The sequence below is a fragment of the Nostoc sp. JL23 genome (assembly GCF_017115065.1).
GTDB classification, from domain to species: domain Bacteria; phylum Cyanobacteriota; class Cyanobacteriia; order Cyanobacteriales; family Nostocaceae; genus Nostoc; species Nostoc punctiforme_A.
The window spans coordinates 142,004-166,851 of record NZ_JABXKN010000036.1 but is presented as its reverse complement, the minus strand read 5'-3'; the positions used below and the strand labels follow the sequence as shown (position 1 = coordinate 166,851).

At 44.4% G+C, this 24,848-nt stretch carries 24 protein-coding genes and 1 pseudogene; 22 read left to right on the top strand and 3 right to left on the bottom strand.

What is annotated here, in order from left to right:
* The first annotated feature begins 130 nt into the window (after nucleotides 1–130).
* From HWQ42_RS07080 to HWQ42_RS07035, 10 genes and pseudogenes are all read left to right on the top strand, one after another.
* The gene (locus tag HWQ42_RS07080; RefSeq protein ID WP_292810516.1) at nucleotides 131–1,228 is read left to right on the top strand and encodes a DJ-1/PfpI/YhbO family deglycase/protease; all 1,098 of its coding nucleotides are present in this window, start codon (nucleotides 131–133) and stop codon (nucleotides 1,226–1,228) included.
* Between the two features lie 113 nt (nucleotides 1,229–1,341).
* The gene (locus HWQ42_RS07075; protein ID WP_292810514.1) at nucleotides 1,342–2,040 is read left to right on the top strand and encodes an SRPBCC family protein; all 699 of its coding nucleotides are present in this window, start codon (nucleotides 1,342–1,344) and stop codon (nucleotides 2,038–2,040) included.
* A 9-nt stretch (nucleotides 2,041–2,049) separates the two neighbouring features.
* Nucleotides 2,050–2,233, top strand: a pseudogene (locus tag HWQ42_RS35460) (zinc-binding dehydrogenase); the annotation flags it as partial.
* A 115-nt stretch (nucleotides 2,234–2,348) separates the two neighbouring features.
* On the top strand, nucleotides 2,349–2,738 hold the full coding sequence (locus tag HWQ42_RS07065; RefSeq protein WP_292810509.1) for a hypothetical protein: 390 nt from the start codon (nucleotides 2,349–2,351) through the stop codon (nucleotides 2,736–2,738).
* A gap of 180 nt (nucleotides 2,739–2,918) precedes the next feature.
* Nucleotides 2,919–4,088 carry a zinc-dependent alcohol dehydrogenase gene (locus tag HWQ42_RS07060; protein WP_292810507.1) on the top strand — a complete coding sequence of 390 codons (1,170 nt, stop codon included), beginning with the start codon at nucleotides 2,919–2,921 and terminating at the stop codon, nucleotides 4,086–4,088.
* 95 nt (nucleotides 4,089–4,183) lie between these two features.
* Nucleotides 4,184–4,525 (top strand): cupin domain-containing protein, encoded by a 342-nt coding sequence (locus HWQ42_RS07055; protein WP_292810505.1) that lies wholly within the window; start codon nucleotides 4,184–4,186, stop codon nucleotides 4,523–4,525.
* Between the two features lie 494 nt (nucleotides 4,526–5,019).
* Nucleotides 5,020–5,643, top strand: coding sequence for a 2Fe-2S iron-sulfur cluster-binding protein (locus tag HWQ42_RS07050; protein ID WP_292810503.1), 624 nt, complete (start codon nucleotides 5,020–5,022; stop codon nucleotides 5,641–5,643).
* The gene (locus tag HWQ42_RS07045; protein ID WP_292810501.1) at nucleotides 5,630–6,613 is read left to right on the top strand and encodes a xanthine dehydrogenase family protein subunit M; all 984 of its coding nucleotides are present in this window, start codon (nucleotides 5,630–5,632) and stop codon (nucleotides 6,611–6,613) included. The genes HWQ42_RS07050 and HWQ42_RS07045 overlap by 14 nt, the downstream gene beginning before the upstream one ends.
* On the top strand, nucleotides 6,610–8,823 hold the full coding sequence (locus tag HWQ42_RS07040; protein WP_292810498.1) for a xanthine dehydrogenase family protein molybdopterin-binding subunit: 2,214 nt from the start codon (nucleotides 6,610–6,612) through the stop codon (nucleotides 8,821–8,823). Before HWQ42_RS07045 ends, HWQ42_RS07040 begins: the two co-directional genes overlap by 4 nt.
* 196 nt (nucleotides 8,824–9,019) lie before the next feature.
* Complete coding sequence (locus tag HWQ42_RS07035; RefSeq protein ID WP_292810496.1) at nucleotides 9,020–9,949, top strand: cation diffusion facilitator family transporter; 930 nt, start codon at nucleotides 9,020–9,022, stop codon at nucleotides 9,947–9,949.
* Nucleotides 9,950–10,269: 320 nt separating this feature from the next.
* Here the strand turns inward: HWQ42_RS07035 and HWQ42_RS07030 are convergent, their stop codons facing one another.
* Nucleotides 10,270–10,641, bottom strand: coding sequence for a hypothetical protein (locus tag HWQ42_RS07030; protein ID WP_292810494.1), 372 nt, complete (start codon nucleotides 10,639–10,641; stop codon nucleotides 10,270–10,272).
* 441 nt (nucleotides 10,642–11,082) lie between these two features.
* On the opposite strand from HWQ42_RS07030, the gene HWQ42_RS07025 reads away from it, so the two are divergent.
* Both HWQ42_RS07025 and HWQ42_RS07020 read left to right on the top strand, forming a co-directional pair.
* Entirely contained in the window at nucleotides 11,083–11,460 is a 378-nt protein-coding gene (locus HWQ42_RS07025; RefSeq protein ID WP_292810492.1) for a DUF6632 domain-containing protein, read from the top strand.
* Nucleotides 11,461–12,108: 648 nt separating this feature from the next.
* A complete protein-coding gene (locus tag HWQ42_RS07020; RefSeq protein ID WP_292810490.1) occupies nucleotides 12,109–12,816 on the top strand; it encodes a DUF4142 domain-containing protein in 708 nt (235 codons plus the stop codon).
* 337 nt (nucleotides 12,817–13,153) lie between these two features.
* Here HWQ42_RS07020 and HWQ42_RS07015 read toward each other — a convergent pair whose 3' ends face one another.
* Together HWQ42_RS07015 and HWQ42_RS07010 are read right to left on the bottom strand one after the other, a co-directional pair.
* Nucleotides 13,154–13,585, bottom strand: coding sequence for a GFA family protein (locus HWQ42_RS07015; RefSeq protein ID WP_292810487.1), 432 nt, complete (start codon nucleotides 13,583–13,585; stop codon nucleotides 13,154–13,156).
* Between the two features lie 248 nt (nucleotides 13,586–13,833).
* A complete protein-coding gene (locus HWQ42_RS07010; RefSeq protein WP_292810485.1) occupies nucleotides 13,834–14,205 on the bottom strand; it encodes a hypothetical protein in 372 nt (123 codons plus the stop codon).
* Between the two features lie 703 nt (nucleotides 14,206–14,908).
* On the opposite strand from HWQ42_RS07010, the gene HWQ42_RS07005 reads away from it, so the two are divergent.
* The 10 genes from HWQ42_RS07005 to HWQ42_RS06960 all read left to right on the top strand — a co-directional run bounded on the left by HWQ42_RS07005 (nucleotide 14,909) and on the right by HWQ42_RS06960 (nucleotide 24,631).
* Nucleotides 14,909–15,856, top strand: coding sequence for a zinc-binding dehydrogenase (locus tag HWQ42_RS07005; RefSeq protein WP_292810482.1), 948 nt, complete (start codon nucleotides 14,909–14,911; stop codon nucleotides 15,854–15,856).
* Between the two features lie 164 nt (nucleotides 15,857–16,020).
* Nucleotides 16,021–16,425 (top strand): hypothetical protein, encoded by a 405-nt coding sequence (locus tag HWQ42_RS07000; protein WP_292810481.1) that lies wholly within the window; start codon nucleotides 16,021–16,023, stop codon nucleotides 16,423–16,425.
* A gap of 29 nt (nucleotides 16,426–16,454) precedes the next feature.
* Entirely contained in the window at nucleotides 16,455–17,255 is an 801-nt protein-coding gene (locus HWQ42_RS06995; protein ID WP_292810479.1) for an SDR family oxidoreductase, read from the top strand.
* A gap of 278 nt (nucleotides 17,256–17,533) precedes the next feature.
* Nucleotides 17,534–18,448 carry a TauD/TfdA family dioxygenase gene (locus HWQ42_RS06990; protein WP_292736288.1) on the top strand — a complete coding sequence of 305 codons (915 nt, stop codon included), beginning with the start codon at nucleotides 17,534–17,536 and terminating at the stop codon, nucleotides 18,446–18,448.
* A gap of 102 nt (nucleotides 18,449–18,550) precedes the next feature.
* Nucleotides 18,551–19,243: a hypothetical protein gene (locus HWQ42_RS06985; RefSeq protein ID WP_292810477.1), complete on the top strand. Its 693-nt coding sequence runs from the start codon at nucleotides 18,551–18,553 to the stop codon at nucleotides 19,241–19,243.
* 75 nt (nucleotides 19,244–19,318) lie between these two features.
* On the top strand, nucleotides 19,319–19,912 hold the full coding sequence (locus tag HWQ42_RS06980; RefSeq protein WP_292810474.1) for a glutathione S-transferase family protein: 594 nt from the start codon (nucleotides 19,319–19,321) through the stop codon (nucleotides 19,910–19,912).
* Nucleotides 19,913–19,980: 68 nt separating this feature from the next.
* On the top strand, nucleotides 19,981–21,360 hold the full coding sequence (locus HWQ42_RS06975; protein ID WP_292810472.1) for an LLM class flavin-dependent oxidoreductase: 1,380 nt from the start codon (nucleotides 19,981–19,983) through the stop codon (nucleotides 21,358–21,360).
* 148 nt (nucleotides 21,361–21,508) lie between these two features.
* Entirely contained in the window at nucleotides 21,509–22,492 is a 984-nt protein-coding gene (locus HWQ42_RS06970; RefSeq protein WP_292810469.1) for a DMT family transporter, read from the top strand.
* A 28-nt stretch (nucleotides 22,493–22,520) separates the two neighbouring features.
* Nucleotides 22,521–23,252 carry an HAD family hydrolase gene (locus HWQ42_RS06965; RefSeq protein ID WP_292810467.1) on the top strand — a complete coding sequence of 244 codons (732 nt, stop codon included), beginning with the start codon at nucleotides 22,521–22,523 and terminating at the stop codon, nucleotides 23,250–23,252.
* A complete protein-coding gene (locus HWQ42_RS06960; RefSeq protein WP_292810464.1) occupies nucleotides 23,252–24,631 on the top strand; it encodes a TSUP family transporter in 1,380 nt (459 codons plus the stop codon). The genes HWQ42_RS06965 and HWQ42_RS06960 overlap by 1 nt, the downstream gene beginning before the upstream one ends.
* The last annotated feature ends 217 nt before the right edge of the window (nucleotides 24,632–24,848 follow it).

The window sequence follows — 24,848 nt, the reverse complement described above, 5'->3', positions numbered from 1 at the left end:
AAATACAGATAAAAATCAGTAATTCAGAATTATTTATTTAGGAGAAAATCTGGCTCTTTAACTGTCTTTAATCGATAAATATTTATTGTATTGTTGTTTGTAGCTAATTAAAGAGAAGATAATATCATCTATGACTGAACATAACAATCACTCCGGTAAGAAAAAAGTTGCTATCCTCATTGAACAAGCTGTAGAGGATGCAGAATTTACAGTTCCTTATAATGGATTCAAACAAGCAGGAATTGAGGTAGTAGTCCTTGGTTCCCGAATGAATGAAAAATATAAGGGTAAACGCGGCAAACTGAGCATACAAGCTGACGGTACCACAACGGAAGCGATCGCAGCCGAATTCGATGCAGTGGTGATTCCAGGCGGCATGGCTCCCGATCAAATGCGGCGGAACATCAACACAGTGCGTTTTGTCCAAGAAGCTATACAACAAGGGAAATTAGTTGCTGCTGTTTGTCACGGGCCACAAGTTTTGATTGAAGGCGACTTGCTCAAAGGTAAACAAGCCACTGGTTTTGTTGCTATTGCCAAGGACATGATTAACGCTGGCGCAAATTATTTAGATGAGTCGGTAGTAGTTGATGGGAATTTAATTACATCTCGTGAACCTGGAGACTTGGCAATTTTCACCACAGCTATTTTGAGCCGTTTGGGTTATGGTGGCAAAGATGCTGCATTGCCAAATGAAAAAGACACAAGTGCTGAATGGTGGAAGCTGGCTGATGCTTGGGGTGGCTCAACTAAAGGTGAGATCACCAAAGGTTTAAATAATGCCCTTGCTGGTGAACGTTATTCGCTAGAAGCATTTGAAAACTACTTGCAAAAGGAATCAGATAACGAAGTTAACTCCGTCTTTCAAGAAATAATTACTAATAAACAGCGCCACATTCAAAAACTGGAAACCTATCTTCAGTTATTGAGCGAAAAACCCTCTTTAGGGGCAAATATTGCCAATCAGTATGCCAAGGTGAAAACTGCCTTAACTGGAAGTGATGATATATATCAGTTACGTTCTGCTTTAGGTGATGTGCAAACTGGTATCGGCGATATTGGCAATTTGTCTGCAATGTTCACCGACCCAGTAGCAACTGCTATTTTCAAAGAAATTTACCAGAATTTATTGAAATACGAACAGCGATTGGTAGAACTATATTGGGCGCGGCTAGGCGCTCAGATTCAGCCTCCTAAGCCGACTACAGGGGCTGCTGTATCAATGTAGGGTTGTAAGGTTTTTTGATAGACGGCTACCGAAGAGGCGCAAATAACACACAGATAGAAAGAAGAGGGTATTTGCGCCTCTATGGTTAATTTACAGTAATGGAGATATAAAAAGTGACTTCAACATCAGGCGATAAATCAAGTACAAACCAGCCGGAAGCTAGTGAAGTAGAGCGTTGGGCATCCCTTATCGGTGGCGGTGCAATGGTACTGATGGGTTTAAAGCAAGGTTCATTGCGGGGAGCGCTAACGGCTTTAGCAGGTGGCGGTTTGATTTATCAAGGTGCAACCAAGCAAAGCACAATCCAGAAAGCACAGGAAGCAATCGGGATAAACCAACCCATCAAAGTTGAAAAAACGGTAACTATCAATAAATCGGCAGAAGAATTATATCGCTTTTGGCACAATTTTGAGAATCTGCCTACATTTATGAAGCATCTCAAATCTGTCAAAGTGCATAACGAAAAACGTTCTCATTGGATTGCCAATGCGCCCTTGGATAACAGCGTGGAATGGGATGCAGATATTCTCGAAGACCGGGAAAATGAATTTATTTCTTGGGCTTCTGTAGAAGGTGCAGACATTGATAACTCTGGTTTTGTCCGCTTCAAAAAAGCACCAGGCGATCGCGGCACGGAAGTCAAGGTTGTTTTGGAGTATAACCCACCAGGTGGAGCGTTGACAGCCACCCTAGCTAAACTTTTTGGTGAAGAACCAGAACAGCAAATTGGTGATGAATTACGCCGCTTCAAAATGCTAATGGAAGCAGGCGAAATTGCCACCACCGAAGGTCAAGCAACTGGACGCAAGTAGTTAGTTGCGATGATTAGCGCCGCAAAAGCGATTAATAGCGATCGCTTTGCCAAACGCCTGAAAATGGCGAAAAAGTTTGCCAAAGCAAAAGTGATTAACTTACGAAGAAGTTAATGCTGGCGAAGTGTTGAAACAGATAACTGGTGGTTATGGCCCCGATGCTTGCATCGATGCTGTTGGTATAGAACACCATCACATTTTTCAACAAAAAAAGGATAACTATATCAAAGTTATTCTTGAACCTGAATGGTGAATAGTCATTCAGTCTTTTGAATTGTACACCCAACATAATGCAATTGAGGTTTTTTATGAATCGAGTAATTTCATGGCTGCGAAATATTCGCATTTCCCAAATCGTTGTAGTTTTTCTCGTCGGATTTATGTTCTTACTGGGTCAGGCTTTTAGCTACACTAACATAGCACTGGCTGACGTTAAAACTCCAGAGGGTACTTATTACAAAGGAACACCAAATGAGCAAGGTGAAATTAGAAACGATACCCAAATCAATAATACCCAAAAATCACAAAACCCAATCAAAAGCACTGTTGATAATATCCGCGAAAAGTTAAACTTGGATGAAAAACCTCCTGAAGCAACAAAAGAGTTTTTTGATCCTACTACAAACAGAACCGGAGATGAAACTTCATCATTAAGTAAAACTAGAGAAGGTTATTATCGCACTCCTTCTAGCAACTAACTGAGAGGTAGCAGCTAGACGGTTAACAAATTTTGGGTCGAGATTGTTGACTCATATATTGTTGAATAACTTTTTAGCGGTTACTGAGACGCGATAGTTATCGCGTCTCAAAATCAAGTTAAATTTAGTATTTATCTTGATATGAATGCGCCAGAGATTATAACTAGGGACTAAATAATTATGAAAGCAGTTTGCTGGCATGGAGCAAATGATGTGCGGGTAGAAACGGTTCCTGACCCCACAATTCTTAACCCGCGTGATGCCATTATTAAAATTACTTCCACAGCAATTTGTGGCTCTGATTTGCATATTTACAATGGCTACATCCCTTCAATGGAAAAGGGTGACATCCTTGGCCATGAATTCATGGGGGAAGTTGTAGAACTTGGAAGTGCAGTTAAAAATGTGAATATAGGCGATCGCGTCGTTGTTCCCTTCACCATCTCCTGCGGTAACTGCTTTTTCTGCAATCGGGATTTATGGTCGTTGTGCGATAACTCTAACCCCAATGGTTGGTTAGTAGAAAAGCAAATGGGCTATTCGCCATCAGGTCTATTTGGCTACTCTCATTTATTTGGCGGTTACGCTGGTGGTCAAGCAGAGTATGCACGAGTGCCCTTTGCCGATGTCGGCTTGTTCAAAATACCCGATGGTTTAACGGATGAGCAAGTACTATTTTTAACAGACATTTTCCCCACAGGCTATATGGCAGCTGAGAACTGCAACATCCAACCCGGTGATATTGTCGCCGTTTGGGGTTGTGGCCCAGTCGGACAATTCGCCATTAGAAGCGCATATATGCTAGGTGCAGAACGGGTAATTGCCTTTGACCGCGTTCCCGAACGTCTGCAAATGGCTAAAGAATACGGCAAAGCTGAAGTTCTCAACTACGAAGAAGTGGATGTAGGCGAAGCACTCAAAGAAATGACTGGTGGTCGTGGCCCCGATTCTTGCATTGATGCAGTGGGAATGGAAGCACATGGCACAGATTTTATGGCGATGTACGATCAGGTAAAGCAAGCAGTACGTCTAGAAACAGACCGTCCGACGGCATTACGACAAGTAATTGTGTCTTGTCGCAAAGGTGGTCACGTATCAATTCCGGGTGTATATGGTGGCTTTGTAGATAAAGTGCCGATGGGTGCTGCGATGAACAAGGGTCTAACCTTGAAAATGGGACAAACACACGTCCACAAGTATCTAAAACCTTTGCTAGAACACATCCAAAACGGTGATATCGATCCAACATTTATCATCACTCACAGCTTACCTCTAGAACAAGCGCCCCACGGCTACGAAATTTTTAAGGAGAAGAAAGATAACTGCATCAAAGTTGTACTCAAACCTTAATGGGGGGCAGGGGAGCAGAGGAGCAGAGGATAGTAATCAATGCTTAATGTTCCATTCCCCATGACCAAAGTTAAAACTATAAAGAGGCAAAAAATATGTCTGATACAACTGTTAGCAAAGTAGACTCTAGTCATTCTCCAAAAGGCCAACTTGGTCAAAAATATCTTGCATCTGGCAAAAATATTTCCATGCGTCTGTGGGAAAATGAACAACCGAACGAATCTAAAGAGCCAGCAGCACGCGAATATGAAACTGTTGGTTATGTAATCAATGGTCGTGCTGAATTACATATTGAAGGGCAAACGATTTTACTAGAACCTGGGAGTTCTTGGATAGTACCAAAAGGAGCTAGCCACACCTATAAAATTCTAGAACCATTTACTGCTGTTGAAGCAACCAGTCCACCCGCTCAAGTTCACGGGCGAGATGAAAACTGATTTGCAGTTATTTGAAATTTGGCGATCGCTAAAAGCTAAAAACTTATAGCCGCTTTCAATGGCATGGAATATAGAGCATTCATAGGGGAACAATATTCTTGTTCTCCTTTTTACTGTGCTTTGCAGCTTAGAGGTTGTTTTAAAAGGGTTTGGCTGTGATTTTTATCACATTTTTACCCCCCTTAATCCCCCCTTATAAAGGGGGGAAAACAAATCTAGTTCCCTCCCCTTTATAAGGGGAGGGTTAGGGTGGGGTGCAATGACTGGGGGCATCATAACTAATTACCCGGACTTGATATTAATTCTATTTTGAGAATTATAGATAATACTTATGGCATAAATCTTCTGATAGAGAGACATAACAAGACGAAATTGTATTCTATAAACAATGTCTTTTTAAAGAAAATGCTTATAAGAAAGTCTGGTTTTCTATCAATAATTTCAGTAGAGATAATTACTCAATATTTTTAACAAAAACAGAATGGAGCGAACAAATGAGGTTTGTCTTAAGACGCCGCAAGTTGGGTCAATTGATGGTCTTCAGCACAGTAGCGGCGATGATCGCTAATTTTGTAGAGAAAGCTGTAGCAGAAACTCAAGTCAAAAAAACTACCCCAATGCTGGCAACTTCCACTTCTGAAACTGTGAAGGTGACGCTACAAGTGAATGGAACACCACATAGTTTGCAAATTGAACCGCGTGTTACCTTACTTGATGCACTTCGGGAATACATAGGATTAATTGGTACTAAAAAAGGTTGCGATCATGGTCAGTGTGGTGCTTGCACGGTGCTGGTTGATGGGCAACGGATTAATTCGTGCCTGACATTTGCAATTATGCACACTGACGCAAAAATCACAACTATTGAAGGGTTGGAACAAGGAAACAATCTGCACCCGATGCAAGCCGCATTTCTGTCCCGCGATGCGTTTCAGTGCGGCTACTGCACGCCAGGACAGATTTGTTCGGCGGTGGGTTTAGTGAACGAGGGACACGCTAAGTCAGATGCCGACATTCGCGAACTAATGAGCGGCAATATCTGCCGTTGCGGTGCTTATCCAAATATCGTGGCTGCTGTCCGCGATGTCTTAGAGGGAAAAAAAGATGCAGCCGTTTAGCTATAAAAAAGCGGGACAAGCAGAGAATGCCGTGGCTTTGGTGACTCCAGAAGTGCAAGCTGCTTACTTGGCAGGGGGTACAAGCTTAATTGATCTGATGAAGCTGAATGTACAAACGCCAAAACAGTTAGTTGACATTAACCCACTACCGTTAACCAAGATAGAAGTACAGGGTAACGGTGTGCGGATTGGAGCAATGGCAAGTAATAGCGATGTTGCTTATAATCCGATCATTCGGGAGCGTTACCCTGTGTTGTCGGAGGCCTTGCTGTCTGGGGCATCACCGCAACTGCGAAACATGGCAAGTGTGGGCGGAAATTTACTGCAACGTACCCGCTGTTACTACTTCCGTGACACCGCCTTCCCCTGCAATAAGCGCGTTCCCGGTTCAGGTTGTCCAGCAATCGAGGGTTATAACCGCATCCATGCGATTTTTGGCGGTAGCGATCGCTGTATTGCCACCCATCCTTCTGATATGGCTGTGGCAATGATCGCACTCGATGCCGTTGTGCAAACACGCGGGCCGAAGGGAGAGCGCAGTATTCCGCTGGTAGATTTTCATCTCGTACCGGGTAATACGCCAGAAAGGGAGACGGTTCTAGAACACGGAGAGCTAATTGTTGCGGTTGATTTACCTGCTTTAAACTTTGCAAGGCGATCGCATTATTTAAAAGTCCGCGATCGCGCCTCTTATGCTTTTGCGATGACATCGGTTGCGGCGGCACTAGATATTCAAAATGGGATTATTCGCTCGGCACGCATTGCCCTGGGTGGCGTCGGCACAAAGCCCTGGCGTGCCTTTGAAGCGGAAAAAGCGCTTCTGAACAAGCCTGCAAACCAGGCAACATTTCAAGCAGCAGCGTCAGCTGCGATCGCCGGTGCTAAACCTCAAAAATACAACGGCTTTAAGGTCGAACTGGCTAAACGCACAATTGTTAAGGCGCTGACAACGGTGGGAGGGATGGCATGAATACTGGGGATAAAAATATAGTTGTCGGCAAACCGTTAAATCGAGTTGATGGACGGCTCAAGGTAACTGGTGGCGCACGTTACGCGGCTGAGTTTCCGGTAGCAAAAATGACTTATGGCGTGACAATTCAAAGTGCGATCGCCAAAGGGAAGATTGCCCAAATCGATACAAAGGCGGCGGAACAAGTACCGGGTGTATTAGCAGTAATTACCCACCTCAACGCGCCCAAAGCTTCTGGAGAAAAGGGCGGTGGGCCCAAGGTGCAAGTCCTGCAAGATAACATTGTGCTGTATAGCGGTCAGCATATTGGTGTCGTCGTTGCCGATACCTTTGAACGAGCGATGTATGCTGCCTCCCTCGTACAAGTTCGCTATGACGAAGAGAAACCAACCATTAATATGCGGGAGAATCTAGCTAAGGCATACTTACCTAAAGGTAAAATCCCTAGAGATGAGCCGCCCGATTTAGCGCATGGCAATGTCAACCAGGGACTAGCGGCGGCAGCTGTTCGCGTCGAGCAAACCTATACCACCCCAGTAGAAAATCACAATCCGATGGAGCCTCATGCTACAACAGCAGTTTGGCAAGGCGATGAACTGCTGCTGTATGACGCAACTCAGGGAATTTTTTCGACTCAAAAAAAAGTTGCGGAGGTATTAGGAATTGAGCCTGAGAAAGTCCGCATTATGTCTTATTTTGTGGGCGGTGGCTTCGGCTGCAAAGGGTCGGCTTGGTCGCACGTACCACTAGCGGCGATCGCCGCAAAGCAAGTTAATCGCCCAGTAAAATTAGTTCTGGGCCGTATACAGATGTATGGGCCTGTGGGCTTTCGACCGGAGACAATTCAACAGGTTTCTCTAGGTGCAACCCGCGATGGTAAATTGACTGCTTTGCGACACGCCGGCACTTCTCAGACTTCAACTTTCGATGAATTTATCGAACCTGTTGGTAAAAGCGCCCGGATGATTTACGCTTGTCCGCATATCGAAACCAGCCACCGTCTGGTTCAGCTCGATCAAGGAACACCAACCTATATGCGGGCCCCTGGCGAAGCTTCTGGGTCGTTTGCCTTAGAATCGGCAATGGACGAACTAGCTTATGCGCTCAACATCGATCCGGTGGAGTTGCGTCTGCGTAACTATGCTGAAGTCGATCCTAGCAAAGGACTGCCTTGGTCGAGCAAGTCACTCAGAGAGTGTTACAAATTGGGGGCAGAAAAGTTTGGCTGGCAAAAGCGCAATCCTCAGCCCCGTTCAATGCGAGACGGGAATTATTTGATTGGTTGGGGTATGGCGACAGCTACTTATCCTACCAACCGTTCTCCAGCATCAGCGATCGCTCAAATTATGGCAGATGGTACAGCCGTTGTGCAGAGTGGTTCCCAAGATATTGGCACGGGAACTTATACTGTGATGACTCAAGTTGCAGCTGAGGCACTCGGTTTACCAGTTAACAAAGTTCGGTTTGAGCTAGGCGATACCAAGATGCCACAAACCCCCGTTTCTGGTGGTTCCCAAACCGCCGCCAGTGTCAGTTCAGCCGTACATTTAGCGGGAAATCAAGCACGCAGTCAGCTTTTGCAACTAGCACTTGCCGATCAAAAATCGCCCCTTTATAGTTCAAAAGCTGAGGATGTGATTGCCGAAAATGGCAGCTTTTTCTTAAAAAATAAATCTTCCGCCAGCGAAACTTATCAGGCAATCTTGGCACGACATGGAAAGAAAATGATCGAAGCGCGTGCAGATGCCAAACCTGGAGATGAACAAAAGAAGTTCTCAATGCACTCATTTGGAGCGCAGTTTGCCGAAGTGCGCGTTGAGCCTGATTTGGGTGAAGTGCGAGTGACGCGCTGGGTGGGAACTTTTGGCGTGGGACGTATCCTCAATGCTAAAACAGCCAACAGTCAATTGATCGGTGGGATTGTTTATGGCATTGGCATGGCGTTAATGGAACATACGCTAACAGACCCCAACCGAGGACGCGTTGTCAACCATGATTTAGCTGAGTATCACGTACCAGTGAATGCAGATGTTCCTGATATTGAGGTGTTGTTTGTCGATGAACACGATCCACATATCAACCCCCTTGGCGTCAAAGGAATTGGTGAAATTGGCATTACCGGAACAGCGGCAGCGATCGCTAATGCTGTCTATCATGCCACCGGTAAGCGCGTCCGCGATTTGCCAATTACCTTAGACAAACTGCTGTAGATATGGCGATCGCAACATTACCAGTATGAGCAAGAAGTTCATACGCGGCAATGATACCCTGTAGCCAATACACTTGTAGAGACGCGATTTATCGCGTCTTGAAATACCAATCAGTAGAAGTCTCAGGACTGATGACCACTCAAGTAAAATTTGGTACTCTTAGCTCGGAATCACTGTAATTACGTCCGTGACCGAGATGAGTAGTCCAACAGCCCGATCCTATGCTTTCTTATCGATTGCAGCAGCAATCATCACTATTGCCCTAAAATTTGGCGCTTACCTGCTAACCGGGTCAGTAGGTTTGCTTTCAGATGCGATTGAATCAATTGTAAATCTCCTAGCTGCATTAGTCGCTCTATGGGCATTGACCTATGCTGAGAAACCAGCCGATGCCGAACACGCCTTCGGGCATTCTAAAGCCGAATACTTCTCCAGTGGTGCAGAAGGTGCGTTGATTATAGTGGCAGCCATTAGCATTGCTGTTGAAGCTTGGGGACGCTTGTTACATCCAGAACCATTAACACAACTGGGATTAGGGGTGGCACTCTCCCTATTTGCAACTACAATCAACGGCGTTGTTGCATTTATCTTGCTACGGGCAGGGCGACGGTTACGTTCCATTACACTGAGGGCTGATGCTCACCACCTGTTTACCGATGTAGTAACTTCGGCTGGTGTGATAGTTGGAATCTTTCTCGTCAAAGTAACAGGCGCTCTCGTACTCGATCCAATTGTTGCGCTGATAGTAGCAGCAAATATTACTTGGACAGGATTTCGTTTGCTGCGAGAAACCAGTAGCGCGTTACTGGATGCAGCTTTGCCTAAAAAAGAAATTGACGCAATCAAGAGCATTCTTAACGAGTACAAACATCAAGACATCCAGTTCCATGCTTTGCGAACCCGCACTGCTGGAACCCGTCGCTTTGTTTCCTTTCATGTTCTTGTGCCTGGATCTTGGACAGTACAACAAGGGCATGATTTGTGCGAGGCAATAGAACTTGCTATTCTTCGGGTGCTACCTTCAACCCACGTTACAACTCACCTGGAACCTGTAGAAGATCCAGTTTCTTGGGACGATTTGGAGTTGGAGCGTTCGAGCAATCAGCAAATGCAAGATATAAAATAAGAGATTAATTGCTGCCGTTGAGCTTTTAGGAATTGGGCAATTAGGAGGCAGGGGAGCAGCAGAGAAGTTGCAGTAAGTTTTTTCCCCTTGCCTCTGTGCCTTTCTCGATCAATTTGATTAACTTGCGATCGCTTCCAGGGCAATACAGTTCAGTTAAGCAATTTTTTCCTTCTCTTTCTTCTCTCTGTGTCCTCTGCGCCTTCTCTACGAGACGCTGCGCGTTGGCGGAAGCCTCTCCAAGAGTTGGCGGTTCGTTAAAAAACTGACTTGGATAACAGAGTTTTAGCCTTAACCCAAGCGTATTGGCTTCCAGGAGACGGTTACGCCATAGCAACTTGCTTTTTCCGAGAAGGACGCTTGCGGTCTGATTTTTTCTTCAATCCCACAGCTTGGGCTTGATCGCTATCTGAACCATATTGCCCGCGTACAACTTCTTTCATCGCTAATACGGCATTATGAAATTCCCACTCTGCTAATCGCGCAGCATCAGCAGCAGCACGGTATAAAGCTAGTTTCTCGGTTTCAGTTTGTTGAGAAATCAACATTGCCTGATAAGCTTCCTGTAAATTAGCAGATGAGGCATCAGCACGAGTTGTGTTGTAATTGCTGACGGTTTGCAAACCGTGGAATGAGTCAATATCTTGACTAATCAGTTGAGGGCGCAAGCGGTTTGTTGTATTTTGGGGAGGCATACATTCATACTTAGTAAGCTGTACATTTAATGTACCCATTACAACAAAAAAATTATCAGTAAGATGAAGTTTTCAGATAGGGCAAGGTTAGAAAGGATAGTTTAAGATAACAGGTCGATGTATTGGCATAACAGACCGATGTATTAACATAACAGGTCGATGTATTGGCATAACAAACCGATGTATTAACATAACAGGTCGATGCATTGGCATAACAGACCGATGTATTGGCATAACAGGTCGATGCATTGGCATAACAAATCGATGCATTAATATTGCAGACCGATGCAATTACAAAACTGTAAGACGACACTAAAAACCATGAGGAGCATTAAAATTTCTAACACTCTAAAGCTGAAGTATCACTAGTGGGAATACAATCACAAAATGATGCAGTTTTGTTAGTAAAGACTGCACTAGAAATTAGTGGAGGTTAAAGCAATGGATGGGCGCGATCGGTACTTACGAATCGCTCTGGTTCTTGTTGGCATAGCTTTTCTACTTATTTATCCGCTAACTCAGGTCTGGGCATCAGGCTGGTTATGGCAACCAGGTCAGCACGAATACGAACAGATGATTATTGGTGTTTATGCGACGCTTGGTGTCTTTTTGCTGTTAGCTTCAAGACAACCAGAAGCTCACCTCAGTTTAATCTGGTTCACCGTCATATCAAGTGCAGTTCACGGGCTGATCATGGCGGTACATGCAGTAATTGACCCTGTTGAACAGGGACACCTGTTTGGTGATGTTCCAGCATTGTTCTTGGTAGCAATTGTCCTTGGCTTTTTAGCGCCTCGCAAAGTAGTGTCAAGTACATGAACGGGCGTAGAATGTCTTTGTATTTCCCACAATTAAAGAGATAAGCAGCTACCTATCTATAACTAAATAACCCCGATTTCTCACCACATCTCTCAAAGCCTGCGCTTGTGCAGGGGAGCAGGGGAGCAGCACTTCTCTACGAGACGCTGCGCGAACGGCTATGCTCAGTGACCATTGACTTGCATTAGGAATACATCGACTTGTATTAAGAATGCATCGATTTGCATTAAGAATGCATCGGCTTGCATTGTGAATGCATCTTGCGGAGTATATTTAAAAGCACACCTTAGCTAGAGTCTCTGTGCCAGATAGCAGTGATAATATACGGCTCATTCCTGTTGGTGCTTGTAGGAGACAATTATGCAAATCAGTAGACGCAGCTTGTTAAAAACTGCTTCTGCTTCGGGATTAGTGGCAGCATTACAGTTTCGGAAGGATTTTTGCAACCGCTCCTCGCCCAAACAGAACTCAACCAACCAGATGATATCCCTGCATTCAATCGAGAAATCTTGAATCTATTTACATTTGCACCAGCGGCATCTGCTTCATATTAATCGGCTTTGTTTGTAGCTGACTCAACTGTGCGATCGCGCTTAGTTTTTCATTCGACATTTCAAAATATAGCTTTATCCAAGGAGAACATTAATTATGTCCAACTTCAAAATATATTCTACTGGTATAGTGGCGATCGCCTTATCTCTGGCAACTGGTTGCACACCAACTACGCCCCATGACGACAATATATCTGAAGTTCCACCTGCTCAATCTGTGCAAACGACAGAGAGTCCATCACCAAGTGCATCCCCAACGACATCACCAACGACATCACCAACTACATCACCAACGACATCACCAACGACGTCAGGGCAAAATAGCCTCAGTTCTTCAGACAGACAGTTTATCAATGCAGCTGCTCAAGGTGGTTTAGCAGAAGTCCAACTAGGACAACTAGCATCACAACGTGGAGCTAGCGATGCGGTAAAACAGTATGGACAGCGTATGGTTCAAGATCATACTCTGGTAAACAATCAACTCAAACAGTTGGCGACTCAAAAAGGTGTAACACTGCCAACTACTATTGGAACCAAAAATCAGCAAGTAAAACAACGTTTATCCAAACTTTCTGGTGCTAAATTTGATCGCCAATATTTGAATCACATGCTTCAAGATCATGAAAAAGATGTCTCTGCATTTCAAACTGAAGCTGAACAGGGACAAGATCCAGATGTGAAAGCATTTGCCGGTCAAACTCTACCAATCCTCCAAGAACACCTGCAACAAGTTCGTTCCCTTGTTAATCCTGGAAATTCAACTAGTACCCCAACTCCAACGAGTACCCCAACTACTACTCCGTAAGGCAATACAGTTGAGTTAAGTATTTTTTCTTCTTTCCCTTTGTATCCGCTACGCGTACTTCTGCCAAGAAACAAGCTACGCGTAGCGTTTCGCTGTATTAAGTCTAAAATTTCATCATTAAGGATAATTTTAAGGAACTTCCAAATAAAAAATACCCAAAAAACTCTCTTCTCCTCATTCCTCTGTGTTCTCCGTGTCTGGAGTGGTAGCCTCCGGCAAGCCGCTGACGCTCCTTCTCTGCGAGACGCTACGCGAACGTCGCTACCGCTTCGCTAATGCGTCTACGTTTATTTAGGTAATTTATTTCTTGGAAGTCCCTAAAAAGTAGCTCTAATCTTTACCGCTCTGATGGAGGTGCAAACTGTGCAAATACTTCTGCCCCTGTCAGGTTCTTGGTTTCATTGGCAAAACAGTAATATTTGGGCTTTTGATCAATGAATATCTGATGATCAAAAACAAGACCTTCATAGCTATCGAATAGTCCAACGGGTATGAAATACTGGTTACTTTGTTTCAATTTGTAAAATAGATGGCTACCACACTTCTTACAGAAGCCACGCTCTGCCCATTCTGAAGATTGATAAACTCCGATATTTTCTTCACCAGAAAAGCTAACATCACTTTCACACTCAACTACTAACAAAGGCCCTCCACCCCAGTTGCGACACATACTACAATGACACGCTCCTACCTGATTACTCATACGGGTTGTAGAAACGTTTACTACTCCACACAGGCAGCTACCTTTTGCAATGCTCACGTTAGACATATTTTTCTGCGCTCCCAAAAATGCGTTTCAATTTTACATTCTTGTTTGTTTCATACTGGAAGTATCTGCACTATTCAGTCCAGAGTCTGATACAACTAATCTAGCCGCTTCTTGAAACTGATTAAAATCAACATTGATGTTACATCTCCAATTTAAAAATATGGAGTTTTGCGTTTATGGTGTAGAGTGTAACTCGATGGATGGGCAGAGATACGAAGCCCATCCTACGGCGCTTGAGTGCAAACGTCTTATTTCTGTTTGCAGCTTGCGGTAAGTTCTACATTGTAGAAAGTTCCTGGTTTGGGATTAATTGACCGCAACTCCCGGATAAAAGCATTAAATGTTGTATTGCTTGTGCCGAAGCCAGCTTCAGCACAAGCAGATAAACCTCCTTCGATGGGAATAGGAGATCCGACTCTGGGACTATATACAATGAATTTATCGACAGTGCCAGTGCCGACTGCAAACCCGATAACTTGGCGAATTGTTCGCAAAGCGGCATTATCTAAGGAACCACCAATACTGCCAACACTGATATTAACCGCACGACTTTCAGCCACAGCAGGCGCACTAATCGACAATACTGCCCCGACAATCATCAAACAGGTAAACTTCTTCATTTTCCTCTCTTCCAAAAAATTGAAAAACTAATAATTAGGTTGCGACATGGATGAAGTACATCCCAGACGCAAGTCATGTAAGGTTCTCAGACACTAGGGTGTGTGTAAACTACAAAATCTATGATTCTGAACTTTTGGGAATTACTTCAGCATTAGGTCTTTCCTTTTCTGAAAAATGTTAATTTCTTAAAGATTCTTTATCAAATCGCCTTTGCAGACAGACTCCTGGCTGTCTAATCAGTATTTAAGGGCTTGAGACGAATGTCACGCTTGAAAAGATACAACAAGCGTCAGGGCAGAGTGTTGAGTGTAGGGTGTAGTCTTTAAGACAATTGAATGCGAATATGTCGCATAGTACAACATCTTTTTAATTCCCCACACATAAAAGCCAAGAATACTAGGGATTTACGCTTTTGTGATCATAAAAAGAACGCCGAACGATACGGAAGCCACTTGCCTTGACTACAGTGCAAGTGTCAATGGCGAATTTATTCACAAGATGCTTGATTCTTCTGGCTGTCTGTGATACTTTTCTTTTTACGAACCAGAAATACTGTAAGTTTATCAAGATGCCGTTGTTTTTTAAATTTCGTTAACCTAGTTGCAAGGATTTGAAGTTACAGCAGTTTTCATGTATTTGAACCACACCTTCCCCTTTAACCCACTTTTGCAAGAAGTCTAATCTCTAAGCCAGGGCAACCTTATGAGCAAAATACGTGCTGTGATTGTTGATCCCAATGTGCCTGGGCGTTTGGCACTGAGTGAAGTGACTGCACCAAAGCCTGCCCCAGATGAAGCTCTAGTGGGGGTAGCGGCAATTTCCCTCAATCGCGGAGAGGTGAAACGTTCAACCACTGCTGAGGCTGGTTGGCAGCCTGGTTGGGACTTGGCAGGTGTAGTGGAAATCCCCGCCGCCGATGGTTCGGGGCCTCCTCAAGGGGCGCGTGTAGTTGGCTTGCGTCGCGCCGGTGCTTGGGCAGAACTTGTGTCTGTTCCTACTGACGCCTTAGCAGTAGTCCCGCCATCGGTATCTTTTGCTCAAGCCGCCACGCTACCTGTAGCGGGTTTAACTGCATACCATGCAGTGTTAAAAGGTGGTTCACTTTTGGGTCGGACAGTTCTGGTTACAGGCGCATCAGGAGGTGTTGGTTACTTCGCTATCCAATTGGCGCAACTGTCAGGAGCGCAAGTTGTGGCACATATTCGTCAAGCTGACTATGAAACTCTAGTTAGAGAAGCGGGGGCGCAATCGGTGGTGATTGGCGAAGACCTTTCACCCGCCAGCGAGTACGGCCCTTACGATCTAATTGTAGAGTCAGTGGGTGGCAAGACTTTGGGGGTAGCTCTTGGCTTACTGGCACAGGATGGAAAAACTGTGCTGTATGGAGTATCTGGGGGATCTGAAGTAACATTCAACGCGGCTCAATTTTTTGGGACTGGTAGCGTGAGTCTGTATGGTTTACGTCTGTTCGATGAATTGAGATTTGAATCAGCAGCAGTTGGCCTAAAACGGCTTTTGAGTCTAGTAGAAGCAGGTGAGTTGCATCCTCACATTGATTTAGAAGCTTCTTGGACACAAATAGCTGATGTGGCCCAACAACTACTCGATAGGCGTTTTCCTGGCAAAGCTGTGTTGCACATTTCAAAATAATTCGTAATTCGTAATTCGTAGTTCGTAATTCGTAATGACGCTCTCTTCGAGATGCTAAAAGCGTAGCTTGCTTCTCTGTAAGAGTACGCGGACTCGCTACCGCTACGCTAACGTAATTAATTTTTTTCATGCACTGATTTATTGAGAAAGACTAATGTTTTTCCTTGTTGCAATCAAGCAGATTTATTTGTGAGGTAATAATTACGAATGATGAATTAAGAACTACGAATTATGCTGACTTCTGGTTCAAACTAGATCGGCTTGTAGCCCTTAGTAATCTCAAGATAGATCGCCCAAAAGGGACATCACATCCACGTTATCCATCCTTTGTTTATCCGTTGGACTATGGATACTTGGAAAATTCTCGCTCTGGAGATGGAGCCGATATTGATGTCTGGATAGGTAGTTTGTCTAGCAATAAAGTCACTGCCGTCATTTGTAGTGTTGACTTGGAAAAACGGGATACAGAAATCAAAATACTTCTGGGCTGCACTTCTAGGGAAAATCAAGCCATCTTGGATATCCACAATACAGGCTCTCAATCAGCAATATTATTGGTTCGCAACTAAATTACTTACATTTTTGAGGGTAAGTTTGTATGAGCTTAGAACTAAAACTATCAGGTAAAACAGCGATCGTTACTGGAGGAAGTGCGGGAATTGGTTTAGCTACTGCCAAAGCACTTTATAGTGAGGGTGTGAATGTTGCGATCGCAGCTCGCAATCAAGAAAGACTAGAAAATGCAGTAGCTGACATCCAGTCCTTACCCACCCCAGGCGCGAAAGTTATTGCCATCAGCGCTGATTTAACTAAAGCAGAGGATGTAGAGAAAGTTGTCTCCACAACATTAGCCCAATTTAATCAGATTGATATCTTGATTAACAATGCCGGTTCAGCCCGTGCTGGGTCTTTCCTAGAATCCACTGATGATTTATTTTTGGATGCTTGGAACTTAAAATTATTGGGCTATATCCGCTTAGTTAGAGCCGTCGTCCCCCATCAAAAAAGCCGCGGTGATGGACGGATCGTCAATATAGTTGGTGGTGCAGGACGGACACCTCGCCCTAACTTCCTAGCTGGTGGTACAAGCAATGCTGCTTTGTTGAACTTCACAAAAGGCATTTCTAAAGAGCTAGCCGAGTATAAGATTCGCATTAACGCTATCTCCCCTGGTGCTACAGCTACAGAGCGTGCCGAGACTTTAGCGCGGCAAAATGCCCAAGCGCAAGGCATCACCATTGAGCAAGTAAAGGCACAAAACATCCAAAGTATTCCTTTAAAAAGAATCGCCCAACCAGAAGAAATTGCCGCGCTGGCGCTATTTTTAGTGTCTGATCTTGCTGCATCGATTACAGGAACAGAGATTATCGTTGATGGCGGATCTACCCCTGGTGTTTAGCAGATGAAAGGAATTAAAAATCAGCAGATTTTTCCTTCAATCCAAAATTGAATAACTGCTGACAACCTAAGTAAAAACATTAGCCCTTTCAAGGTGACTTGTAAAATCTCTTTTTCTCTCTGCGCTCTCCGCGTCTCTGCGGTTAAAAAATCTTTTCTTTAACCACAGAGGCACAGAGAACACAGAGTTAAGAGGTTAAAGAGGAGTTTCTTGTAGGCGAATTTTCACCCAGCTTGAAAAGGCTAGTCCCAAACATAAATTTATTGGAGATGAAAATCATGGGTTCTCAATACTTTGATATCAAACCAGTTGCAGGACGTATCGGTGCTGAAATTATTGGTGTTAATCTGAGTTCTAACCTCAGCGATGAGATCATCAGTGATATTCGCAAGACTCTAGTCAAATACAAAGTCATCTTTTTCCGTGGTCAGCAACAGCTTGATGCTGATGGACAGGTTGCCTTCGCTCGTCGTTTTGGTGAACTCACTACAGCCCACCCCACTGTACCATCGCTGCCAGAAAATCCAGAAGTCTTAGACCTGAATTATGGGCGCACCACTTCCCGCGCCAATAGCTGGCATACCGATGTGACATTTGTAGACCGTCCTCCTCTCGGCTCTATCTTACGAGCGCTTGACATTCCCCCAACTGGTGGCGATACAATCTGGGCAAACTCCGTGACTGCATACGAAGATTTACCTATCCATTTGCGTAATCTTGCAGACCAACTTTGGGCAGTACATAGCAACAAATACGACTATGCCACTGCATTCGACCTACCTGAAGATGCCAAGGCTTACCGGGCTGTCTTCACCTCGACTGTATACGAGACTCTGCACCCAGTTGTACGCGTCCATCCCGAATCTGGAGAGCGGGGACTATTCATCGGCGGATTTGTGCGCCAGTTCCGTGGCTTATCAACAACTGAATCCGATGACATTCTGCGGTTGTTACAAGCATACATCACACGTCCTGAAAACACAGTCCGGTGGCGTTGGCAAGTTGGTGACGTAGCGTTTTGGGATAATCGGGCTACTCAACATTATGCGATCGCAGATTACGGCGATCAGCCCCGCCACGTTCAACGCGTGACAATTGTCGGCGATCTCCCAGTGGGCATCGATGGTAAACAAAGTGAGGCGATCAAAGGAGATGCTTCTGAGTACAACCGTCGTCAGGCGGTGACTGCGTAATAGGGACTCGCGTAAAAATAAAATACCAGCTAGACAATCTCTATGAAGTAGAAGTTTCATTGGTAGTAAAGCAAGTTCCATACTTGGGCAGAGGAGCGATGCATGGGTGATACACGCGCTACTGTTTTGGAAACAATAGCGGATACTTTAATCGAGGGTGCTGAGGCTCTGCCTTCTCGTGTTCTGCAAGTAGCGGTGACAGGCATTACTGCTAGTGGCAAATCCACTTTGGCACAGGAGCTAGCGCAGATATTAACCAGACGTGGAAGAAGTTCTGTTCACATTGCAGTGGATGATTTTCATAACCCACGTGACCTGCGCCATCGCCGAGGTCGTGAGTCGGCTGAAGGCTACTATTTTGATGCCTACAACTATCCGCTCCTCAAAAAGCTTGTGCTTGAACCACTCGGGCCTGGAGGTAATTTAATCTACCAGGCACGTGGGTTCGACTTAGAAACAGATGCTCCAGTGGAAGAGACACCTAATAAAGCCAATCCTGGAGACATTTTTCTTTTTGCTGCCAGTTTTCTACTAAGACCAGAGATTGTCTCTTACTTTGACTATCGTATCTATATAGATACAGATTTTGAGGTGGCCGAGCAGCGTGGGGTAAATAGAGATGCAGCACGGCTTGGGTCTAGGGAAAATGCAGTTCGTCTGTATCGTCAGCGATACCATGCTGCACAACGAATCTACTTTGCAGAATCTAATCCTGTGCAGTATGCCGATGCTTTATTGAAAAACAATAATTTGGCAGAACCGATTCTCTTCTTTAGAGCAAATCATCTTTCCTAATTTATTGACCAGATTTTTCAAATGTTAAGACGATAGACATTTGAATCCAGTATCTAATGACGATCGCACTTTTTTATGAAACTCTTCTATACACCCAACTCGCCTTATGCACGCATTGCACGGGTAGCAAGACTAGAATTGAATTTGTGCGATCGCATCGAAACCCAAAAAGTCATTGCACGAGATCCAAACAGCGAGCTACTTAATTACAACCCTACAGGTAAAGTTCCCACCCTAGCGACTGACGACGGATTTATTTTGAGTGAAACACATATAATTTGCGTCTATTTGAATCACTTAAATCCTGAGATCAAATTAGTTGCTGACATTTCTAATGGCTTTTTACAGCAACTTGAAGGTATGACTGGTGGGTTCATAGATGGCATTGCAGTCTGGGTTCGGGAGTTAAGGCGTCCTCTCAGTGAGCAGTCTTTTGGGGTGATCGAGTTTGAGCGTGAGCGGGCATTGAGAATTTTGGACTACTTCGAGAAGATATCAGATAAACTCGACCAAACTCCAAAACTTGCTCATATAACCCTCGCCTCTGCACTGGGACTAGAAATCCGTCTTCCCGATCTGCAATGGCGGCAAAAATATCCAAAACTTGCCCATTGGTACGATGAATTCTCTAAACTACCCTCCATCCAAGCAACAAGACCAGAGTCTTAATAACTAATATTTTCTTGTTCCAAACAAGAGAACGAAAAAAGCATAAGTACGCCCTCGCAAATACAAACATGAGTACAAAAAAACAACTTAAACTCGGAGCATTTTTACCAGGTAGTGGTCATCACGTCGCAGCATGGCGACATCCCAACACCCCGGCTGATGGAGGTCTAAACTTCCAACATTACAAGCATCTGGCACAAACGGCTGAACGGGGTAAATTTGATATGCTTTTCCTCGCAGATGGTTTAGCCGTCTGGGATCGAGGGCAAGGGGCTGAGGCTTTTAGCCGTTCGGGACAATTCAGCGTCCACTTTGAACCTTTAACTTTATTGTCGGCTCTGTCTGCGGTGACAGAAAATATCGGGTTGGTGGCGACATCATCAACGACTTATGATGAACCTTTTCATCTCGCCCGCAAGTTTGCATCACTAGATTATCTCAGCGGTGGTCGTGCTGGATGGAATCTCGTAACCTCTGCTGCTGAAGCCGCAGCGCAGAATTTCAGCCAAGAAAACCACCTAGAACACTCGCTACGCTATGAACGGGCGAGGGAATTTGTGGATGTTGTCACCAAACTTTGGGACAGTTGGGAAGACGATGCTTTCCTCCACAATAAGGAGTCAGGTATTTACTTCGATGCAGAAAAGCTGCATATTCCCCACCACAAAGGTAAATATTTCTCGGTACGCGGCCCGCTCAATGTGGCGCGTCCACCGCAGGGATATCCAGTAATCGTACAAGCTGGATCTTCCGAGGCTGGACAAGATTTAGCTGCCCAAACAGCAAAGGTGATTTTCACTGCACAACAAACATTGGCAGAAGCTCAAGCCTTCTACACCAGCGTCAAGGGGAGATTGGCTAAATACGGACGTTCCCCTGACCATCTCAAAATCATGCCAGGGGTATTCCCGGTAATTGGTAAGACTGAGCAAGAAGCTAAGGATAAATATGAGCAACTTCAGGAGTTGGTCCATCCCCTGGTCGGATTAGGGCTGCTTTCTGGACTAGTGGGTGGCCATGATTTGTCCAAATATCCCCTAGATGGGCCTCTGCCGGATCTGCCAGATACCAACGGTGGCAAAAGCCGCTTACAGCTAATTACCGATCTTGCCCGCAGAGAGAATTTAACAATCCGGCAACTGTATTTGTGGATTGCAGGAGCGCGAGGACATCGAACAATTCTCGGAACACCAGAACACATTGCCGATCAGTTAGAAGATTGGTTTGTCAATGGTGGGGCTGATGGATTTAACATTATGCCACCCTGGCTACCTGGGGGTTTAGAGGAATTCGTGGACTTGGTAATTCCCGAACTGCAACGCCGAGGAATATTTCGTACTGAGTATGAAGGTAGTACCTTACGCGAAAATCTTGGTTTACCCCGTCCAGTGAACCAGTTCACCACAAAGACTGCTCCTGAACCTGTAGGCGTCAGTTCCTTGGCATAGTAATAATTAGATGGATAAATTCCTTGTAGAGACGGCGATTTATCGCGTCTTTTGAAGCGACGGCTTTGATTTCCTCAAACTCCATCTGGTTTGTTATTCCAGTGGTTTTAACAATACAATCAAGTCGTATCTAAGGAAACTTTTTATCGTGTTGGGCATCCTGACGGTTCTTCTATCCTCCTTTGTTTTGACGTTTCACAACGTTACTGTCCGAGTTTTGTTTTCAGAACATCTCGTACTAGGTTTATTTTTACTCGGTGGATACGTTAAACCGGATTTGCAGAATTCCTTCTTGCTGATGTTCATGCGAATGCTGCTGGTGGTTCCACTCATGGCATCTCTATCATTCAAGCTATATCCATCTGCTTGGACAGAACTCCAAGACTTGTTCACCCGCGATGCCTCCGGCGCACTACGTGAAAGCAGGGATGTTCTAATCCAAGCTCTTGGCTGTGGAGTGCTGATGTTTGTGTATATTGCCTCACTCTACATTGCTATTGGCTTGATTCCCACAGGCATTGCCTTGACCCTCTTTTTCACCTATCCCGTATTTACAGCACTGTTGTCATGGAGGTTTTTTGGCGATCGCCCCACATTGTTCCGTTGGCTGGTAATGGCTATTATTCTGGTAGGAAGCGCTCTCACCATTCCCCAATCTTCTCCTACTTATAGCAGTCATACAATTGCGATCGGCATTTTCGCTAGTTTTGGCGCTGGAATTGTTTACGCCTTTTATTGCATCATTGCTCAAAAATGTTTAGAAAAATTCCATCCAATTCCCTTTACCTGGATCAGTTTTGCCTGCACTCTACTGCTCTCTGGTATTAGCTTACTATTCTGGCCAGGTAAAAACGCCCAACTTGACTGGACACCCTTATGGATTGGTAGCATATTTTCCGGTCTTGTCAGCTTTCTCGGACACACTTTAAACAATGTGGGAATTCGGATGGTTGGCGCATCTACCGCTTCCATAATCGGCTCTAGCAGTCCAGCATTGACAGCGTTGGTTGCATGGATAAGCATTAGCGAAACTTTAAACGTGATTCAGAGTGTAGGGATTGGTGTTGTCACATTGGGGATCGCGTTACTTAGTGCAGAAGGCTTTGTGAAATCGCTCAAAATTAGGGGTTGAATTGGGAATTGGGAATTGGGAATTGGGCATGGGGCATTGGGCAGGGGGATGGGGTAATTTTAGAATTTACGAATTACGAATTACGAATTACGAATTAATATCAAATATGCCTTTCTCCGCGATCCTTTTTGATTTAGACGGGACTTTGACAGATCCTAAGCCTGGAATTACTGGTTGCATTCAGTATGCGCTCTCTGAACTCGGTTACAAACCACCGAATGCTGATGAATTAAATTGGTGTATTGGCCCACCACTCAAAGATAGCTTTTCGCAATTACTCAATACCTTGGATAGCACAGTAATTGAACAGGCTCTTTTACTATATCGTCGTCGCTTTGCCACAATTGGATTATTTGAAAACTCACTTTATCCCCAAATTACGGAAGTTTTAAAAGCAATTCGTTTTGCTGGTTATAAAACATTTGTGGCGACTTCTAAACCATATATTTATGCTACGCAAATTATTGAATATTTTGGCTTATCATTGCTTTTAGACGGTATTTATGGTAGTGAACTTGATGGAACGCGAAGCATAAAAGGCGACTTAATTCACTATATTTTATTAACAGAAAAACTTTTACCATCGACTGTGGTGATGGTAGGCGATCGCTCACATGACATCATTGGAGCCAAGCGCCATCACATCGCTTCAATAGGCGTCACCTATGGCTATGGAACTGAGGAGGAATTAAAAGCTCATGGTGCTGACTTGATTGCCCATTCTCCAAGTGATATTCCCAAATTAATAATTCGTAAATAATGCCACCATCTTTAACACTTTTCCATAGCTTACTTCTTTTTAGTACCGCTTTTATTGCAGGCGGATTAAACGCTGTAGCAGGTGGTGGAAGTTTTATCACATTTCCAACTCTTATCTTTACGGGTGTACCCCCGATCGCAGCTAACGCCACCAATAATACTGCAATTTGGGTGGCTGCCCTAGCCAGTGCTGGAGCATATCGTCAAGATTTGGGCATCGAGCGGCGAGATTTTTTACTTCTATGTGGCGTCAGTTTAGTTGGTGGCATGATTGGCTCCATAGCTTTGTTGTATACATCGCCAGATGTCTTTAAAAAGCTGATTCCCTATCTATTGCTGCTAGCAACAGTTGTGTTTACCTTTGGCGAACCGTTCAAAAAGTGGTTGCAGCGTCGAAACCAGAATACATCACCAGAATCTGTACCGTTGTTTAATTTGGCACTGGCTCAACTAGCGATCGCAATCTATGGCGGTTTTTTTGGCGCAGGTATAGGGATTTTAATGCTGGCAGCTCTAACCTTTTTAGGTATCAGTGGAATCATCGCCGATCGCTGGAATCGTCATCAAATCTTGCTTGTTGCCCAAATTCTAGGGATGCTTCAGTCTTTAGCTCTAACGTGGCTAGCCCTAAGCGGTACGATTAATATCGAGTACATTGCAATTCTTGGTGTACTGCAAGGGATTATCAACGCCTTCGATATTCCGACTCGGCAGGCATTTCTTCCAGAAACAGTTAGTAAGGAAAATCTCGGTAATGCTTTTGCCTTGTACTCTTCCCTGGTGAGTGTGACGAGTATGGTAGGCCCTGCGATCGCAGGTTTGCTGATTGTAGCGCTGGGATCAGGGCTGTGTTTCCTGATTGATAGCATCAGTTACATCGCTGTAATTATTGCCCTCCTCGCAATACGCCTGACATCCAGAAAAGCCATTATTTCCAAACGCAAACCTTTAGAAGAATTAAAAACTAGTTTTAAATATGCATTTGGGTTTTTGCCAATTCGCTCAGTCTTGATTGGTTCGGCTTTAGTTTGCTGCGTGTGGGGATTTTATTTAGCTTTGGGGCCGATTTTTGCCAAGGAGATTTTGCAAGGTGGCCCTAACACCTTCGGTTTCTTGATGACAGCTTCAAGCTTGGGAACCTTAGCAGGTGGTATCTATTTAACTAAGCATAGCAACGTACTGGAATCGGGTAAAGTTCTAGCATTGGGTATATGTTTTATGGGAATAAGCTTGATTGTCTTTGCCTTATCCCGTGTATTCTGGCTTTCACTGCTTTCATTATTTGCAGCTGGTTTCGGCTTTATTTTGCAGATAATTGCCGGACGTACTTTGCTTCAGTTGTTGGTGAGCGATGAAAATCGCGGATGTAACAAACGTTAAATAGAGGTTTAAATATGGTAGTTTCATTTGACTGGATTGTATTAAAATCTAGACATCTTGTAAAAGATAGATGGATTTCAGTACGGTCTGATACTTGCCAAATACCTAATGGAACAATAGTTGACCCCTATTATGTTCTGGAATATCCAACATGGGTAAATGTTGTAGCTTTAACCAAAAATCAGGAAGTTATTTTAGTAAAGCAATATCGCCACGC